The organism is Kribbella sp. NPDC050470, from assembly GCF_044458365.1.
Classification (GTDB): domain Bacteria; phylum Actinomycetota; class Actinomycetes; order Propionibacteriales; family Kribbellaceae; genus Kribbella.
Window position 1 is genome coordinate 120646 of sequence record NZ_JBITHV010000008.1, and the last position, 17065, is coordinate 137710.

General features: G+C 69.9%; 16 protein-coding genes. 6 read left to right on the top strand and 10 right to left on the bottom strand.

Features of this window, described 5'->3' with window-relative positions; genetic code table 11:
• The first annotated feature begins 9 nt into the window (after nucleotides 1-9).
• Nucleotides 10-1107 (top strand): glycosyltransferase family 4 protein, encoded by a 1098-nt coding sequence (locus ACIBGM_RS24620; protein ID WP_360537745.1) that lies wholly within the window; start codon nucleotides 10-12, stop codon nucleotides 1105-1107.
• On the opposite strand, the gene surE is transcribed toward ACIBGM_RS24620, so the two are convergent.
• From surE to ACIBGM_RS24650, 6 genes are all read right to left on the bottom strand, one after another.
• Nucleotides 1100-1879 carry a 5'/3'-nucleotidase SurE gene (surE, locus tag ACIBGM_RS24625; protein WP_360537743.1) on the bottom strand — a complete coding sequence of 260 codons (780 nt, stop codon included), beginning with the start codon at nucleotides 1877-1879 and terminating at the stop codon, nucleotides 1100-1102. The two genes, ACIBGM_RS24620 and surE, sit on opposite strands and share 8 nt — an antisense overlap.
• The gene (locus tag ACIBGM_RS24630; protein ID WP_360537741.1) at nucleotides 1876-2799 is read right to left on the bottom strand and encodes a PfkB family carbohydrate kinase; all 924 of its coding nucleotides are present in this window, start codon (nucleotides 2797-2799) and stop codon (nucleotides 1876-1878) included. The genes surE and ACIBGM_RS24630 overlap by 4 nt, the downstream gene beginning before the upstream one ends.
• Nucleotides 2800-2816: 17 nt before the next feature.
• Nucleotides 2817-3053: a zf-HC2 domain-containing protein gene (locus tag ACIBGM_RS24635; RefSeq protein ID WP_360537739.1), complete on the bottom strand. Its 237-nt coding sequence runs from the start codon at nucleotides 3051-3053 to the stop codon at nucleotides 2817-2819.
• Nucleotides 3046-3675: an RNA polymerase sigma factor gene (locus ACIBGM_RS24640; RefSeq protein WP_396386855.1), complete on the bottom strand. Its 630-nt coding sequence runs from the start codon at nucleotides 3673-3675 to the stop codon at nucleotides 3046-3048. Before ACIBGM_RS24640 ends, ACIBGM_RS24635 begins: the two co-directional genes overlap by 8 nt.
• 4 nt (nucleotides 3676-3679) lie before the next feature.
• Complete coding sequence (locus ACIBGM_RS24645; RefSeq protein ID WP_396386856.1) at nucleotides 3680-4960, bottom strand: MFS transporter; 1281 nt, start codon at nucleotides 4958-4960, stop codon at nucleotides 3680-3682.
• Between the two features lie 62 nt (nucleotides 4961-5022).
• A complete protein-coding gene (locus ACIBGM_RS24650) occupies nucleotides 5023-5427 on the bottom strand; it encodes an HIT family protein (RefSeq protein ID WP_396386857.1) in 405 nt (134 codons plus the stop codon).
• A 66-nt stretch (nucleotides 5428-5493) separates the two neighbouring features.
• Between ACIBGM_RS24650 and ACIBGM_RS24655 the strand changes: the two genes are divergently transcribed.
• The 3 genes from ACIBGM_RS24655 (at nucleotide 5494) to ACIBGM_RS24665 (ending at nucleotide 8175) form a co-directional block, all read left to right on the top strand.
• The gene (locus ACIBGM_RS24655; RefSeq protein ID WP_360537731.1) at nucleotides 5494-5943 is read left to right on the top strand and encodes a hypothetical protein; all 450 of its coding nucleotides are present in this window, start codon (nucleotides 5494-5496) and stop codon (nucleotides 5941-5943) included.
• Nucleotides 5940-6815, top strand: a complete 876-nt coding sequence (locus tag ACIBGM_RS24660; protein ID WP_360537729.1) for a tetratricopeptide repeat protein — start codon at nucleotides 5940-5942, stop codon at nucleotides 6813-6815. The genes ACIBGM_RS24655 and ACIBGM_RS24660 overlap by 4 nt, the downstream gene beginning before the upstream one ends.
• A gap of 118 nt (nucleotides 6816-6933) precedes the next feature.
• Nucleotides 6934-8175, top strand: coding sequence for a tetratricopeptide repeat protein (locus tag ACIBGM_RS24665; RefSeq protein ID WP_360537053.1), 1242 nt, complete (start codon nucleotides 6934-6936; stop codon nucleotides 8173-8175).
• Between the two features lie 3 nt (nucleotides 8176-8178).
• Here ACIBGM_RS24665 and ACIBGM_RS24670 read toward each other — a convergent pair whose 3' ends face one another.
• Nucleotides 8179-10308, bottom strand: a complete 2130-nt coding sequence (locus ACIBGM_RS24670; protein WP_396386858.1) for an elongation factor G-like protein EF-G2 — start codon at nucleotides 10306-10308, stop codon at nucleotides 8179-8181.
• Between the two features lie 128 nt (nucleotides 10309-10436).
• On the opposite strand from ACIBGM_RS24670, the gene ACIBGM_RS24675 reads away from it, so the two are divergent.
• The gene (locus ACIBGM_RS24675) at nucleotides 10437-12314 is read left to right on the top strand and encodes a DUF2207 domain-containing protein (RefSeq protein WP_396386859.1); all 1878 of its coding nucleotides are present in this window, start codon (nucleotides 10437-10439) and stop codon (nucleotides 12312-12314) included.
• 5 nt (nucleotides 12315-12319) lie between these two features.
• On the opposite strand, the gene ACIBGM_RS24680 is transcribed toward ACIBGM_RS24675, so the two are convergent.
• Nucleotides 12320-12850 (bottom strand): ferritin, encoded by a 531-nt coding sequence (locus ACIBGM_RS24680; RefSeq protein ID WP_396386860.1) that lies wholly within the window; start codon nucleotides 12848-12850, stop codon nucleotides 12320-12322.
• A gap of 51 nt (nucleotides 12851-12901) precedes the next feature.
• The gene (locus tag ACIBGM_RS24685; protein WP_396386861.1) at nucleotides 12902-14776 is read right to left on the bottom strand and encodes a DUF2264 domain-containing protein; all 1875 of its coding nucleotides are present in this window, start codon (nucleotides 14774-14776) and stop codon (nucleotides 12902-12904) included.
• 137 nt (nucleotides 14777-14913) lie between these two features.
• Here ACIBGM_RS24685 and ACIBGM_RS24690 point away from each other — a divergent pair, with 137 nt between their 5' ends.
• Nucleotides 14914-15975, top strand: coding sequence for an RNA-guided endonuclease InsQ/TnpB family protein (locus ACIBGM_RS24690; RefSeq protein WP_396386862.1), 1062 nt, complete (start codon nucleotides 14914-14916; stop codon nucleotides 15973-15975).
• Nucleotides 15976-16011: 36 nt separating this feature from the next.
• On the opposite strand, the gene ACIBGM_RS24695 is transcribed toward ACIBGM_RS24690, so the two are convergent.
• Nucleotides 16012-17028, bottom strand: coding sequence for a hydroxyacid dehydrogenase (locus ACIBGM_RS24695; RefSeq protein ID WP_396386863.1), 1017 nt, complete (start codon nucleotides 17026-17028; stop codon nucleotides 16012-16014).
• Nucleotides 17029-17065 lie beyond the last annotated feature (37 nt).

Consider the following 17065-nt stretch of genomic DNA (forward strand, 5'->3'; position numbering starts at 1 on the left):
AATCGTCCCGTGAGGATCGGTGTGGTGTGTCCGTACTCGCTGGGCACGCCCGGCGGGGTGCAGAACCACGTCCGGGACCTCGCGGAGGCGCTGCTTGCGCTCGGCCACGAGGTGTCCGTCCTCGCGCCCGTCGACGACACCGACTCGGCGCCGCCGTACGTCGTCTCGTCCGGCCGGGCGGTCGGGGTCCCGTACAACGGGTCCGTCGCGCGCGTCACCTTCGGTCCGCGGACCGCTGCCCGGGTGAAGAGCTGGCTGGCCGACGGGCACTTCGACGTCGTCCACGTGCACGAGCCGACCACGCCGAGCGCGTCGATCATCGCGCTGTGGTCGGCCGGTGGGCCGTTCGTCGCCACCTTCCACACCTGGCAGGTCAGGTCCCGCGCGATGAGTGCCGCGGCCGGGCTGCTGCGCCCGGCGCTGGAGAAGATCGACGCCCGGATCGCCGTCTCGGAGAACGCCCGCTCGATGATGGTCCAGCACATCGGCGGCGAGGCGGTGGTCATCCCGAACGGTCTCTACGTCGAACGCTTCCGCGGGACCCCACGGCCGGAGTGGCAGGGCGCCGACGGCACGATCAGCTTCATCGGCCGGATGGACGAGCCGCGCAAGGGGCTCGGCGTCCTGCTGAAGGCCGTGCCTGCCTTGGTTGCCGAGCGCCCCGACCTGCGGGTCCTCGTGGCCGGCACCGGTCAGGCGGACGAGGCGCGGCGGTCGCTGCCGGAGAGCTGTCGCGCCAACGTCGTCTTCCTCGGGGCGATCGACGACGCGGCCCGGGCCGACATGCTGTCCGGCTCGGACCTCTACATCGCGCCGCATCTCGGCGGTGAGAGCTTCGGGATCGTCCTGCTCGAGGCGATGGCTGCCGGTGCGCCCGTGCTCGCCAGCGATCTGCCCGCGTTCCGGCTGGTGCTTGACGGCGGCCGGGTTGGGGAGTTGTTCGAACCAGGTGATGCCCATGAACTCACCACTCGGGCTCTGCGCCTCCTCAGTACGCCTGACGAGCGCGACAAGCTCCGCGTGTCCGGGCTGAGCGCCGTACAGCGCTATGACTGGTCGGTGCTGCTCCCCGAACTGCTTGCCGTGTACGAACTGGTGGCTAGGTGAGCTCTGCGACTGCGCGGACGGTGGTGAGGGTCGCGTAGCCGTCAGTGAGGAGGGCGAGGTCCGTGCCTTGGTCGGCGCGGGCGCGGTTCTCCTCGACCGACGTACGCACGAAGTCCTGACCGGCCTCGGCGACCGCCATCTGCACCTGACCGAAGGTGGCGAGGGATGCGGTCTCCAGGCCCTTCACGGCGTCCGCCGGGCGGTCCGGCACGTTCAGGTTGAGCACGAAGCCCTCGGCCAGCTCCTGGAGCTTCGGCAGCAGCTCGCGGACGTAGTGCGCAGCGGCTGACCAGTTGTGCGCCTCGTCGCTGGCCTCGTCGAGCACCTTGAGCGCGTTGCCGCCTCGGTCGGCGCTCAGCGGGGACAGTACGTCGAGTGACGCGGCCAGCGCAGGCATTCCGTACGCCGCCGCAGTGAACGCGGCCCCGACCGTCCCGGAGTGCAGGATCGCCCGGCCGGCGTTGGCGCCGCGGTTGATCCCGGACATCACCAGGTCGGGCGCCGGTCCGAAGGTGTCGAGCGTGGCCAGTACGACGATGTACGCCGGCGAAGCGGCGACGCCGTACGCGGGGATGCCGTCGAAGTCGGTGTGGGTGATCGCCACCCGGCCGTCGTCGGTGTAGGCGCTCAGTGCCGCGCTCACACCGCTGGCTTCCTCGGACGGCGCTGCCACGACCACGTCCAGGCCCGCGTCGCGTGCCGCGGTCGCGAGCACGCGGATGCCGGGGGAGGCGATGCCGTCGTCGTTGGTGATCAGGACGCGTTGACTCACGAGGACTCCAGCGGCTCGAGCTCGACCAGCTTGACCAACTCGGCGATCGCGTCGGCGCGGCCCGAGCCGAGACCGTGCCGGGTGACGTTGAGCGTTCCGGCCGCCGCGCCCGTGCGGATGGCCTCCTTCATGTCGCCGCCGTGGGCCAGTACGGCGACCACGCCGGCCGTCATCGAGTCGCCGGCGCCCCGGTGGTCCCGCACGGTGAGCTCGGGCACGCGCACTCGGTACACGTCGTCCTCGATGAGCGCGATCGCGGGCTTCTCGGCCCGGCTGACCACGACCGTCTCGGCGCCTTGGTCCTGCAGGCGACGGGCCGCCTTGACGATCGACTGCTCGTCGTCCTGGTCCGCGAGGTCGTCCTCGTGCAGTTCCTCGTCGCTGATCTTGATGAAGTCCGCGCCTGCTTCGAGGACTGCGGTGAGGTGATCGCCCCGCAGGTCGGCGGCGATCCGGGCGCCGTTCTGGCGGAGGTCGGTCGCGAGCCGGCTGTAGGTGTCCGGCGGGACGAGCGACGGGTCGGCCGCTCCGCTCAGCACGCAGAGGCCCGCTTTCAGGCCTTCCGACAGTGCCAGTGCGTAGAGGTCGTCACCGTCGTGGCGACCAAGAGGCGAGCCCGGGTTCTCGGCGACGACCTTGCGTTCTTCGCCCTGCCGGTCGTGGACGTACCATCCGCTGTCCGCGTCCCGGCGTACCAGTTTCAGCTCCAGCCCTTCAGCGTCGATCTGCGAGGTCAGCGCCCGTCCGACCTCGCCCTTCCCGATCACCGCGCAGAATGTCACCGGCACGCCCAGGGACGAGACCATCCGGGCCTGCCACAACCCCTGGCCGCCCGCGTGCAGGTGCAGTTCCGGCTCTTCTCCGTGCCGCTCCACCGTCACAGTGAGCTGCGGCATCGGGGCGAACACCATGACTCCCATGGGCCCCCGGTACCCACTTAGCTCCGGCGTGAGCGGAACGTGTTCAGCAGGCTGCTCCGGGTGTCGGCGGGGAGGCCGTCTCCCGGCAGGTCGGCCAGCGACGCGGTGGTGAGCTGCATCTGCTCCAGATAGCGCTCACAGCCGTCGCACAGCGCGAGGTGATCGATGAAGTCCTGCTCGGCCTCCGGGCTCAGGTCGCCTTCCAGGTACGACGTGATCAGCTCGACGAACCCGCGGCAGTCGAGATCACTCATGACGCTCGCCCTCCTGCATGTAGTACTCCTCCAGTTTGCCGCGCAGGAACGCCCGGGCCCGATGCAGCAGCACCCGCTGGTTCGCCGCCGTGATCCCGAGCAGCTCGCACACTTCGTCGTACGGGCGTCCCTCGACATCCCGCAGTACGACGACCAGCCGCTGCCGCTCGGGGAGCTCGGTGAGCGCTTCGTTGAGCCGGTCGCGGACCTCGCCGGTCAGCAGACCCTGCTCCGGCGTCGGCCAGGCCGGCGGGAACTCCCACCAGTGACCGGGGAACGGGACGCCCGCGCCCGCCGGGCGGAACCGGCTCGGGTCGACGGTCGGGCCGGAGTCGTCGACGCTGCTCATCGGCACCACCTTGTGCTCCCGGGAGCCGCGCCGCTTGGCCGTGTTGGTGAGGATCCGGTACACCCAGGTCTTCAGCGACGACCGGCCCTCGAACATGTCGATCCCCTCGATCACCGCGAGCCAGGTCTCCTGCACGACCTCGGCGGCCGACTCCTCGGTCGACACGAACGACCGCGCCACCCGCAGCATCCCGCCGGACCACCCGTCCAGCAGCAGCGCGAACGCATCCTCGTCCCCGCTCCGCAACCGCTCGACCAGTACGCCGTCGGTCATTGCGTCAGCGTAGTGGAGCACGGTTCCGGACCCAGACGAGCGCCGCACCGGCCAGCCCGACCGCGCCGGTCAGCATCCAGCCCGACACGTACACCCCGAACTGCTTGCTCACGGCCCCGAACACCAGCGCGAACGGCGTGAAGACCAGCCACGACACCGCGCCGATCCCGGACACGACGCCGGTCCGGATCGTCGACGGTACGGCGTCGTGCAGCAGGCGGCTGACGTGGATCCCGATCACCACGAGCAGGAAGCACAGCGCGACCATCGCGACGGTCAGCGCGATCAGGTCCCGACTGCTCGTCAGGGTCAGGCAGGCGGCGAGCATGACGAGTACGACGATCGCCACCGGGAGCGGGCGGTGGAGACGGAGCCGGCCGGCGAGCAGTCCGCCGATGCCGAGGGTCGCGACCAGGACCGCCCAGAACGGGCCGTAGTACACCGCGGACGCCTCGAGCGTGATCAGCCACAGCGGACCGAACTCGAACACCGCCTGCAGAATCATCGCCGCCATGATCGACGCGGCCGCGATCGGGACGAGCCGCCCGCGGTGGGTGATCGCTCGGTAGGTGACGGTCAGGTGGTGCCGGAGCGAGGTCCGCTCGCTGGTCTGGTGCAGGCGCGGCTCGCAGAAGCGGGTCAGCACGACGAGGTAGGCCAGCACGAAGGGGAGGGTGAGGATGTACGTCGCCCGCGTCGACAGGATCGAGGCGAGCCAGCCGCCGGCGAGCGCACTCGCCACGAGGGCGACGCTCTCGACGAAGCGGACACGGCCGATCTCGCGTTCGTATCCGTCGCCGTCGCCGGTCTCCTCGAGCACCACGTCGTACACGACGGCTTCGATGGTGCCGGAGTACATCGCGAAGTAGACGCCGAAGAGCAGCGCGGCGACGATGTAGCTCGCCACGTTCTGGCTGAGTGCGGCGACGGCGAGACTCACCACCATCGCCAGCCCCGAGAGCATCAACACACCCCGCCGCGACCACCGGTCCGCCAGGACCCCCGACACCACCTCGGCCACCGGCACCAACGCCGCGTAGCCAGCAACCATCACCCCGAGAGTCGCCGCGTCGAACCCGATCTCACTCATGAAGAGCTTCTCGACCGGCACCCATAAGGCAAACCCCTGCAGGAAGGTCCCCACCCACAACGGCGCCAACCGCCGCCGCAGAGACGGCCGCTCCGCGGCGCAGGAGTGTCGGGCGAGCCGGTGCCCCTCCCCACCCTCCTCGTCCGCGCGGAGCGCGGGAGCGTGCTCGGGCTGGACCGCGGTGGTGTTCGACATGACTACCTCTGCAGGGCTCGGGTTATCCGGTCAGCTCTGCAGTGTCATGAGGGCGGGAAGTGTTACAGCAGTTTGGCGGCGGTTGCCTGGATCTGGTCCATGTCGCCGGGGGTGGGGTGCCACGGGAGCTTCAGCGGGTCGTCCTGGTAGCGGGGGACCACGTGCAGGTGGGTGTGGAACACGCTCTGCCACGCCTCCGCCCCGATGCAGCTGAGCAGGTTCGCGCCGTCGGCGTCCAGGCGCTCGATCACCCGGCTGACCAGCGACTGGGCCAGCAGAGTCGCGGCGATCAGGTCGTCGGCGTCCGCCTCCCGAAGATCCGTGGAGTGCGTCCGCGGCACCACCAGCAGATGCCCGGGCGTCGCCGGGTTGATGTCCATGAACGCGATCGCCCGCTCGCTCGACGCCACCTGCGTCGACGGAATGTTCCCGGCCACGATCCCGCAGAAGAGACAGTTCTCGGTCATCGGCCCAGGCTAGTGCCTGCCCTCGCAGTACACTGCGCGAGCCGGATCCGCCACCCGAGGAGCCCCATGCCGGACGAACTGCTGCGCCCGACCATCGGGGCCGGTGTGGACATGTCGGTGCGCCCGTGGCGGCTGATGTCCCAGACGTACGTCGCCTTCTTCGGCGGGGTGATCGCTTCGACCACGATCGCGTTCCTGAACGCCCGCCGGCTCGGCGTGGACGCGGCCAGGCAGCGCCTGATCCTGCTCACCGGCGCCGCCGGGCTGGCCGGTGTGATCGCCGTCTTCGCCCTGCTGAACACCGACGACGGCGTCACCTCCGGGCTACGGATCGCGATCCGGGTGGTGGCCGTCGTGTGCTGCCTGGTCCAGCTCCGCATCCAGCGCCCGATGGACCGCGCGTTCCAGCTCCGCGGCACCGACTACGGCTCCCTGTGGGGCCCGGGCCTCGCGGTGACCATTGGCGGCGCCGTCGCAGAAGCACTCATCCTTGTCCTCGTGGCGGTGGCCCTGTGAACGAACCGACCGAAGCCCGCCTCCAGATGGCCGGCCACTGGCTGCAGATCGGCCACCCCGAACGCACCCTCGACGAGCTCCAGGGCCTCTGGGGCGACGCGGCGGTCGACTACCGCGCGTATCTGTTCCGCGGAGCCGCCCTGCACGCCCTCGACCGCAACGCCGAGGCCGTCGACGTGCTGAAGGACGGCCTCGCCCAGCACGGACCGTTCCTCCCGATGCTGCAGGTGCTCGGGTCGTCCCTGCGCGCTGTCGGTCGCCTGCCGGAGGCCGAGGCGGCGTTCCTCCAGGGCCTCAGCCTGGACCCCAATGACCCCGACCTGCTGATCGGCTACGCGCACGTCTGCCTCACCGCCGGACAGGCCGAGAAGGCGAGCGCCCTGGTCGAGCGCGCCGCCTCCCACGCACCCGAGAGCGCCGCGGTCGCCGCGGCCCGGGCGCAGGTCGCCTTCGCGCTCGGCAAGGACCGCGACATGCACCGCCACAGCACCGAGGCCCTCTCACACGACCCCGAGGACCCCGGCGCCCGAGCCCTGCACGGTACGGCGTCGATGCTCACCGGCGACTCGCGATCGGGCTACAACTCCCTCGCCTCCGCGGCCGCCTCCCAACCCGGTGACGCCGACCTCCGCGCCGCGGCCCGCGAGGCGAAGCTGCTCAACCACCCGCTCATGCGCCCGCTCCGCCCGTTCCAGCGCTTCAACCCACTGGTCGTCTGGATCGCCGCGGTCGCGGTCATCTACGGCCTCCGCCTGGCCGGCCTCGCACCCCTGGCCTTCCTCGCCGCCATCGGCTGGTTCGGCTTCTGCATCTACTCCTGGGTGGCCCCACCCTTGGTCCGCCGCTGGCTCAACCGAAAGTGGGGCGCATGACTGTGTTGAATTGCCGGGCCTCCGGCGCCGGCGGGTCATGGGGCTGGAACTCCCGGCCTTCCCTCGTCCCTCCAGTCGCTTCGCTCCCTCCGCTCCTCAGTCCAGGCCGGGAGGCCCCATGACCGACCGCATCGCTGCATTGCGCAAAGCGGTTGAGGCCAATCCGGATGACGTGCTGCTTCGGCTGGTGCTGGCTGAGTCGCTGGTGACGGCCGGCGACAGCGAGTCCGCTCTCGATCAGTACGTCGTACTGGTCGATCAGCAAGGGTTGCCCGACGACCAGCTCGTGGCGGTCGGTGAGCTTGCCGCGGCGAACGGGCGGCTGGCGCTGCTGCGGAGCCTGCTCGAGGCGGCCCGCCAGCGGGGTGTCGTCGAGGGGACGGGGCGGCTGCAGCAGCTGGTCGACGAGATGATCTCGGAGCGCAGCGGGGTCAAGATCAAGGTCGGTCCCGAGGCCGAGACGCCGTACGAGGTGGACACGCCGAAGGAGACGACGACCTTCGACCAGGTCGGCGGGATGGACGACATCAAGCGGGTCATCCACCGGATGGTGATCCTGCCACTGAGCCGCCCGGAGTTGTACGAGAAGTACGGCCGGAAGTCCGGCGGCGGCGTGATGCTCTACGGGCCGCCGGGCTGCGGGAAGACGCTGCTGGCGCGGGCGACCGCGGGGGAATGCGGCCTGCCGTTCGTGAACGTCCGGATCGAGGACGTGATGGACCCGTACCTGGGGGTCTCCGAGCGCAACCTGCACGCCGCCTTCGAGCGCGCCCGGGCGAACGCGCCGTGCGTGGTGTTCCTGGACGAGCTCGATGCGCTGGCGTTCGCGCGGCACAAGCACGGCGGATCCGAGGCCCGGCGGCTGGTCGACGTACTGCTGCAGGAACTCGACGCGATCGGCTCCGAGAACGACGGCCTGCTCGTGCTCGCGGCCACGAACGCGCCGTGGGACGTCGACGAGGCGATGCTGCGACCGGGCCGGTTCGACCGGGTGGTCTTCGTGCCACCACCGGACGAGCCCGCACGGGTCGACATCCTGAATGTGCTGGTGAAGGATGTCCCGGCCGACGGGCTCGACCTGAAGGCGCTCGCCGGGCAGACGCCGATGTTCAGCGGCGCGGACCTGCGCGCGCTGATCGAGCGCGGTGTCGACCGGGTGATCGACGAGGCGCTCAGCAGCGGTGGCGAGCCGCCGCTGGCCATGCGTCACCTGACCGAGGCGCTGCCCACGGTCAAGCCCTCGACGCTCGACTGGCTGCACCGGGTCCGCTCGTACATCGAGTTCGCCAACCAGAGCGAGCGGTACGACGACGTCGCGGCGTACCTGCGTACCCGCGACGTTCGCCGCCGCCTCAGCTAACGCCTAACGAGACTTCACCTTGGACGCCGCCGACTCCGGCATCGGGTCGTAGCGCGCGAACGACCGCGTGAACGACGCGGCGCCGTGGGACAGGGACCGCAGGTCGATGGCGTACCGGGTGATCTCCACCTGCGGCACCTCGGCCTTCACCAGCGTGCGGTCGTCGCCGACCTTGTCCGTCCCGAGCAGTCGCCCGCGCCGTCCGGACAGGTCGCTCATCACCGCGCCGACCAGCTCGTCCGGCACCATCACCGAGACCAGGTCCACCGGCTCCAGCAGGTTCACCTTCGTCGCGGCCGCCGCCTCGCGCAGGGCGAGACCGCCGGCCATCTGGAACGCCATGTCCGACGAGTCGACGCTGTGCGCCTTCCCGTCCAGCAGCGTGACCCGGATGTTGACCATCGGGTAGCCGGCCGAGACGCCCTTCTCCATCTGCGCCCGGACGCCCTTCTCCACACTCGGGATGAACTGCCGCGGCACCGCCCCGCCGACCACCTTGTCGACGAATTCGAAGTCGGACCCCTCCGGCAGCGGTTCCACCTCGATGTCGCAGACGGCGTACTGGCCGTGGCCGCCGGACTGCTTCACGTGCCGGCCGTGCCCCTTCGCCTTGCCGCCGAACGTCTCCCGTAGCGGCACCCGCAACTCCACGGTGTCGACGGTCACGCCGTACCGGCTCGACAAGGCGTCCAGTACGACGTCCGAGTGCGCCTCGCCCATGCACCAGAGCACGATCTGGTGGGTCTCCGGGTTCTGCTCGATCCGCAGCGTCGGGTCCTCGGCGGCCAGCCGCTGCAACCCGATCCCGAGCTTGTCCTCGTCGGTCTTGGCATGCGCCTGGACGGCGATCGGCAACAGCGGCTCGGGCATCTCCCACGGCTTCAGCAGCAGCGGGTCCGCCTTGTCCGACAGCGTGTCCCCGGTCTCTGCCCGGGTCAGCCGGCCGATCGCGCACAGATCCCCGGCGACCACCGTGGTTGCCGGCCGCTGGACCTTGCCGATGGGGAATGACAAGGTGCCGATCTTCTCGTCCTCGTCGTGGTCGGCGTGCGAGCTCTCACCGAAGAACGACGTGAAATGGCCCGACACGTGAACCGTCGTGTCGGGCCTGATGGTGCCGGAGAACACCCGCACCAGGCTGACCCTCCCGACGTACGGGTCCGACGTCGTTTTCACCACCTCGGCGAGCAGCGCTCCGCTCGGGTCGCAGCTCAGGCCCTTGCGCGGCACACCGTGCGACGTGAACACCTCCGGCAGCGTGTGCTCGGGCGGTGACGGGAACCCGCTCGTCATCACCTCGAGCAGCTCCTGGGTGCCGACGCCGGTGCCGCTGCAGACCGGGACGACCGGGAAGAACGAACCGCGGGCGACCGCGCGCTCGAGGTCCTCGATCAGCACCTTCTGGTCGATCTCCTCGCCGCCGAGGTAGCGGTCCATCAGCGACTCGTCCTCGGACTCCTCGATGATGCCCTCGATCAGGGTGCCGCGGAGCTCCTCGATCTGGTCCTCGTACGAGCCGTCCGGCTCCGCGGTCGAGCGCTTGCCGTCGGCGTACTCGTAGTACTTCTGGGACAGCAGCCCGATCAGCCCGTCACCAGCGGGCAGGTAGAGCGGCAGCACCTTGTCGCCGAACGCGGCCTGCGCCGCGGCCAGCGCGTTCTGATAGTTCGCCCGGGCGTGGTCGAGTTTGGTGATCACGACGGCCCGCGGCATGCCGACCTGGTCGCACTCGTGCCACAGCGTCCTGGTCGGCTCGTCGACGCCTTCGCTCGCCGAGATGACGAACAGGGCGCAGTCGGCGGCCCGGAGTCCGGCCCGCAGTTCGCCGACGAAATCGGCGTACCCGGGGGTGTCGATGAGGTTGACCTTGACTCCGTCGTGCGGCAATGAGGCCAGTGCGAGCCCGACCGACCGCTGCTGGCGGATCTCGGCGTCGTCGAAGTCGCAGACCGTGGTGCCGTCGAGGACGGTGCCGGGTCTGGACAGGACGCCGGAGGCCACCAGCAGGGCCTCGACGAGGGTGGTCTTGCCGGCCCCGGACGGGCCGACGAGTACCACGTTGCGGATGGCGGCCGGGCTGTCCACAGCGGGGGCGGCTCCGGTGCCCTGGGAAGTGTTCGTCTTGTCTGCCATGACGTTCCTCCTGGTCCACCCACGATTCCCCCAACGGCCACTCAGCACAAGAGTCTTCAGCTTGCGTTTTCCGCTGACACGTCAGCGGCGTTCCCCCGGCGGACCCTCACGCTCGGTACTGTCGCGCCATGCGAAGGGCCCTCTTCACCGCGATCACGCTGCTCCTCACCGCACTGGCGCTGGCCGGTTTCGCGACCCCCGCGTCCGCGGCCCCCGGTGACGAGGTGAAGAGCTTCCGGATCGACTACACCGTCACCCCGGACGGCGTCCTCCAGGTGCAGGAGACGATCGCCTACAACTTCGGCAGCACCGGCCGGCACGGCATTTACCGCGACCTGGTGATCCGTGAGCCGTACCGGGACGACGACTCCAAGGACCAGGAGTACCAGGTCTCGAACATCGCGGTGCAGAGCCCGGACGCGCGGGCCGACTTCACCACCGAGACGACCAAGTCGAACCACGACCGCTTCCAGACGCTGCGGATCAAGATCGGCTCCGAGGACGAGACCATCTCCGGGTACGACGCGACCTACGTGATCACGTACGACGTCCGCGGCGCGCTCCGGCACTTCGACGACCACAGCGAGCTCTACTGGGACGCGACCGGCTCCAGCTGGGAGGCCGTCCTCAACGAGGTCACGGTCAACGTCACCGTGCCCGAGGGAGTCACCCAGGTCGAGTGCTTCACCGGTACGGCGGGATCGACGCAGGACTGCCCGCAGAAGACGGTCAGCGGCGGGAAGGGCGTCTTCGGCGCGAGCGACCTGCCGCGGGGCGAGCAGTTGACCATCGTCGCCGGGATCAAGCCCGGCGTCGTCAGCAACGACACTCCGATCCTGGTCGAACCGCCGAGCTGGATGGAGCGCGAGGGCATCACCGTGCCCGCGCTGATCACCTCCCTCGCGGCGACGGTGGTCGCGATCGCAGGCGCGGTGGTCTACGCGAAGAAGGGCAGCCCGGACCAGCGGTTCGCCGGTCTGCCGCCCGGGACGTTCCCGCCGGACGGGATGGCTGCGCAGCCGGTGAAGGACGAGCTGTCCGAGGACCAGATCCCGGTTGCGTTCGCACCGCCGCGGATTCCGGTCGCGGAAGGTGGTCTGCTGATCGACGCCAAGGCGAACACGACGGAGACCGCAGCGACGCTGATCGAGTTGGCGGTGCGGGGCGGCGTACGGATCGAGAACAGTGGCAACTCGCAGAGCGCCGTACTGGTGAATCCGGCGGCTGCGACGGCGCCGCACGAGCAGATGTTGCTGTCGGGGCTGTTCCCGTCGCTGCAGCCGGGGGAGTCGGTGGTGCTGCGGCGTGGCGCGGTCGGCGACCACACCATGCGGCGAGCGCACGACGGGATGATCAGGGCGCTGCGGGAGCAGGTGAAGCTGCGCGGGTGGTACCTGCGGATGCCGCGCCAGGGTGGTGGCTCGGTCTTCAAGAGCGGCTTCGGCTGTGCGTGTATGGCGATGATCGGGATCTGGGTGTTCGGCGCCGGGCTGATGGGGACCATCGTCGGGGCGGCGACCGGGGGACTGGGCCGGGCGGTGGTGATCGGGCTGCCGGTGGTCGCGGTGATCGTTGCCATTGGCATCTGGATCGGCAAGCGGGCGCGTGGGCAGCGGAACCCGGCCGGGCGGGCGGTCGCGGACCAGTTGATCGGGTTCCGGAAGTACCTAGCCACGGCTGAGGCGCAGCAGCTGCGGTTCGAGGAGGGCGAGGATATCTTCAGCAAGTATCTGCCCTGGGCGATCGCGTTCGGCCTGGCCGATCGGTGGCAGCAGGTCTGCGCCCAGCTGGTGGCAGCTGGGCGGATCACCCCGGACCCGTACTGGTACGTCGGCCCGTCGTACTACAGCTCAGGCTGGACCGCCGGCGCCCTCAGCAGCACCGTCGCCAGCACGTTCGATCCGCCGCCCACCCCCTCCAGCTCTTCGGGCGGCGGCAGCTCCTCCGGCTTCAGCGGCGGCTCCTCCGGCGGCGGCGGAGGAGGCGGAGGCGGCGGCTCCTGGTAGGAACCTCAGACCTTGCCGCCGGCGATTGCCGGGGCGGTGGGGTCGGCGGCTCCGCCGTCGCCGGCGCCTTCGCGGGCCAGGAAGTCCTCGAGGTGGAACAGGTTGTCACCGGCCCGCTTCGCCACATTGACGAGGGTGCTCATCGCCGCGACCTCCTCGACCTGCTCCTTGAGGAACCACTGCATGAACTGCTCGCCGATGTAGTCGCTCTCGTCCCGCGCCGTCCGGGCCAGCGTCTCGATCTGCTTGGTGACGGTGATCTCCTGCTGCAACGCGAGCTCCAGCGGCTCCAGCGCGGACCTGAAGTCGGACTCGACCTCGCCGACGCTCGGGATGTGCGGCTGGACATCCTTGTCGAGCATGTACTGCACCATCATCATCGCGTGGTTGCGCTCTTCCAGGGACTGCTTGTAGAAGTGCGCGGCCAGCCGCGGGAGATCCTGGGCGTCGTACCAGACAGCCAATGCCAGGTACTGCTGCGACGCCGTGAACTCGTTGCGGATCTGTTCTTGCAGAAGTTTCTCGTACGTGCTCATGCGGCCAATGTAATGGTCTCCACCGGATTTCTCACCGTTGGCGAGCCTGCCCTAACCGACTCGATTCGATCCCAGTTCGACCACCTCTTCGGCACCGCCGGGCAGGGTGATCCGGACCGTCGTCCCGGCCACCGAGACATTGATGCCTTCGGCAAGCGCTTCCGGCCGCAGCGCATCGCGGGTGAGCAGTACGGCGCTCACCAGCACGAGCGGATCGCCGTCGTGCGGAGCCGTCAGGTACGGCGTCGCCGAGTGCACACCGAACGCGTTCGCGCCCAGTCCGCGATGCACCCCGGCCTCGTCGTACCCATGCAGTCCGACCACCGCCGACAGCAGCCCGTCGTCGTTCCGCGCGGACGCGGCCCGGTAGCCGCCGGTTGCCTCAGGCAAGGACTCCCCGGCGACCGCGAACCCGCCACTGCGAACCATCGCGCCGGCCGGTCCCTCGACCAACGCGCACCGGATCTCCCAGCCGCCGTGCACGACCGACGCCGTCTCGATCCGCCACGGCCCGCTCGACCCCAACCACGCCTTGTGCCAGGACGACGCCGTACGCCCGCTGACCGAGATCCGCCGGATCCGCCCGCGCGAGCTCGACTGCCCGTCGGCGTCGACCAGTGAGATCAGGTTGTCGATGCGCGGCGCGTGGTCGGACAGCTCCGGACCTGCGTGATTCGCGTACGCCAACCGGTTGTAGTGCGCATCGCCCTCCGGCTCCACACCGTCAGGCTCAGCAACCGGCGCATGGTCGGCCCCGTGGTTCACCAATTGCACCACCTGGTCGTGGCGGCTCGCGTGCACGATCCACCCCGGCGCTGGCATCGCCCGCACCTGGTCTGCGTCGTCCAGCGGCACCGAGCCCTCCGGATCGGTCCACACCGGGTGCTCCGGCGGCAGGACCAGCCCGATGAACCCCTTCGAAGCCCAGTAAGGCGAGCCAGGCCCGGAGTACTGCTGTGTGGTCGGCAGGAACGTGTCGTACCACCCCAGCGTCAGCAGCCCACGCTCATCCGGTACGTCATGCTGCACGAAGTGCCGCGCGATCCCAGAGCACAGCCGCCGCGTCTGCCCCGGCGACAGGGGAGTGGCGTCCAGCAACGCGCCCATCCAGTACGGCGTCGCCGCAGCCATCCGGTAGGTCAGCGACCGCCCCTGGTACACCGGTGCGCCGTCGTTGCCGACCAGATGCACCGCATCCTCGAGGAACAGCCGCAGCCGCTCGCGGTAGAGCTTCAGCCGGTCCTCGTACCCCGCTCCGGGCGTGGCCGCCGCCATCCGCGTCCACAGCCCCGGGTAGAGGTGCATGGCCCAGCCGATGTAGTTGTCGAAGTTCTGCCCGTCGCCGTCCGAGTACCAGCCGTCGCCGACGTACCAGTCCTCGATTCGGTCCAGCCCGCCGTCGATGTCCTCCTGCCGGTACGGCGCTCCGACCGACGCCAGGAACTGCTCGCTCACGACCTGGAACAGCCGCCAGTTGTTGTCGTGCGTCGTCGACCCGTTGAACCCGCCGAGCCACTCCGCCACGTGCTCCTGCGCCCGGGTGTCGAGCCGGTCCCAGATCCACTCGCGGGTCTCGTGCAGCGCGACCGCGATCGCGGCGGCCTCGACCATCTGCTGCGACCGCGGAGTCAGGCGCAGCCACGCCTCGGGGTGGTCCGGATTCGCCCCGTTGGCCACGCCCCGCGCGTACCGCTCGATGAGCTGCTCGCAGCCCTTGCCCTGCACGCCGGCGATCCGGAACGCGGCCAGCATGAACGACCGCGCGAAGCCTTCCAACGCGTCCGACGCCGTACCGGACCGACTCGGCCGGCCAGGCAGCGCGATCAGCGACGCCCCAGGCGAGAAGTAGGGCACCAGCGACTCGAGTAGGTGATCAGCCAGCGCCTCCCAGTGCGCCCGACTCCACCCAGTCTGACGAGACAACACACGATCGGTGTCGGGCAGAACAAGGCGCGTCATGGGCTAGGTCGCGGCGACACCTCGTCCTTTGGAGTGGAGGCGCACCGCGACTGCCTCCTCTCAGATGTAGGGGACTGTCGGTCCCAAATGGTTTGGTATGTGGCATGTCGAGATTCCGGCTGTATCCGACTCCCACGCAGCACGCCGCGTGTGAGTGGTTGCGCGCCGGATCGCAGACCGTCCAGCAGCAGGCGCTTCGGGACCTTGATCAGGCCGTCAAGAGCTTCTTCGTCGGCAGCCACCGGCGCCCCACCTGGCGCAAGGCCGGCGTGCGCGACGGCTTCCGAATTGTTGGTCAGCAGGCGGGTCGGGTCGAGCGACTGAACCGCACGTGGGCGCGAGTGCTCGTGCCCAAGATCGGCTGGGTGCGGTTGCGGCTGTCCCGCGCAGTACCCGACGCCAAGTCGTACCGCATCACCCGCGACCAAGCAGGTCGCTGGCACCTCGCGTTCGCCGTCGTCCCGGAACCGATCCCCGGACCGGGGACGGGTGCGATTGTCGGCGTGGACCGCGGCGTCATCGTGTCTGCCGCCCTGTCCACCGGCGAACTCCCGACCTGTCCCGGTCTGTCCGGCACCGAATACACCCGCTTGAAGGACCTGCAGCGCCGCCTGTCGCGGTGCCGGCGCGGCTCCGGCCGGGGCCGGCGACTGAAGGCTGCGATCACGAAGCTCTACTCCCGTGCTCGCGACCGACGCAAGGACTGGATCGAGAAGACCAGCACCGAGCTCGCCCGCCGCTTCGACCTGATCCGTGTGGAAGATCTGCGCATCGCCCAGATGAGCCGCCGCCCCAAGCCGAAGCCCGACCCCGAACGACCAGGCGCATACGTGCCGAACCGTCGCCGGGCCAAGGCCGGCCTGAACCGGGGCATCCTGGCCAACGGCTGGGGACTGCTCGTGCAGCGTCTGGAGCAGAAAGCGCCGGGACGGGTCGAGAAGATCAATCCTGCGTACACGTCGCAGACCTGCAGCGCCTGCGGGCATCGCGCACCGGAGAACCGAGAGAGCCAATCGGTGTTCCGATGCGTAGCCTGCGGGTATCAGGCGCACGCGGACGTGAACGCGGCAGTCAACATCGCGGCCGGACGGGCCGTCAGCGCACGCCGAGAGACGCCCGTACGGGTCTCGCCGAAGCGTGAACCTCAACACGCTACCTCCGCGTAGTAGTTGGAATCCCCGTCCGTCAGGTCGGGGAGGACGTCAAGCGATTCTCCCGAGTTCGGTGGGGGTGATGGCGTGTTGGAGGGGTTGGCCGGCGGTGAGGCGTTCGAGCTCGCTGACGGCGAGCTCGCCGAGGCGGGCGATCTCGCTGCCGACGGCGCCGGCCACGTGCGGGGTGACGAAGACGTTCGGCAGGTCGAGCAGCGGCGAGTCCGGCGGCAGCGGCTCCGGGTCGGTGACATCCAGTACGGCGTCGATCCGCCCGGCCACGCACTCACGCTCGAGCGCGGCGGCGTCGATGATCTTGCCGCGGGCGGTGTTGATCAGCACCGAGCCGTCCCGCAACAGCCCCAGCAGGCGCGCGTCCACGAGACCGACGGTCTCCGGAAGCAGTGGCGCGTGCACGCTGAGGATGTCGCTGCGGCTGAACAGCTCGTCGTTGCTCACCAGTTCGGCGCCGAGCGCGGCCGCGTCGGCCTCGGTGAGGTACGGGTCGCTGATCAGCACGTGCAGATCGAAGGCCTGCAGCCGCTCGGCGACCATCCGCCCGATCCGTGACGCGCCGAGCAGGCCGACCGTCGTACCGTAGCTGCCCGGCATCCCGTGCGGGTCCGTCTTCTTCCGCTCGGTCCGGTACTGCGCCGCGAGCCGGAACGCCCGCTTCCCGGCCAGCACCACCGCGGCGACCGTGAACTCGGCGACCGGCAGCGCGTTGGCGTGCGCCGCCGACGACACCTGGATGCCGCGGTCGAACGCCTCCGGCGCGACGATTGCCTTCACCGAGCCCGCTGCATGCAGGATCGCCTGCAGCTTGGGCGCCGCCTCCAGAACCTCCGGACTGATCCGCGGGCAGCCCCAGCCGGTGAGCAGCACGTCGACGTCCGGCAGCGCGGCCAGGATCTCCGGGTCGTCGAGGAACGTCCGACCCGGGCCGACCGGTAGCACGGTGGCGATCGCGTCCAGCCGCTCGCGTACGCGCGGGACGAGGACGCGGGCCCGGCTGGCGTCGTTCATCGCCAGCATGACGGTCAGGGCGGAGTCTGGTTCGCTGCTCACGCCGACCAACCTAGCAAGCGCTTTCCAATACTGTCTG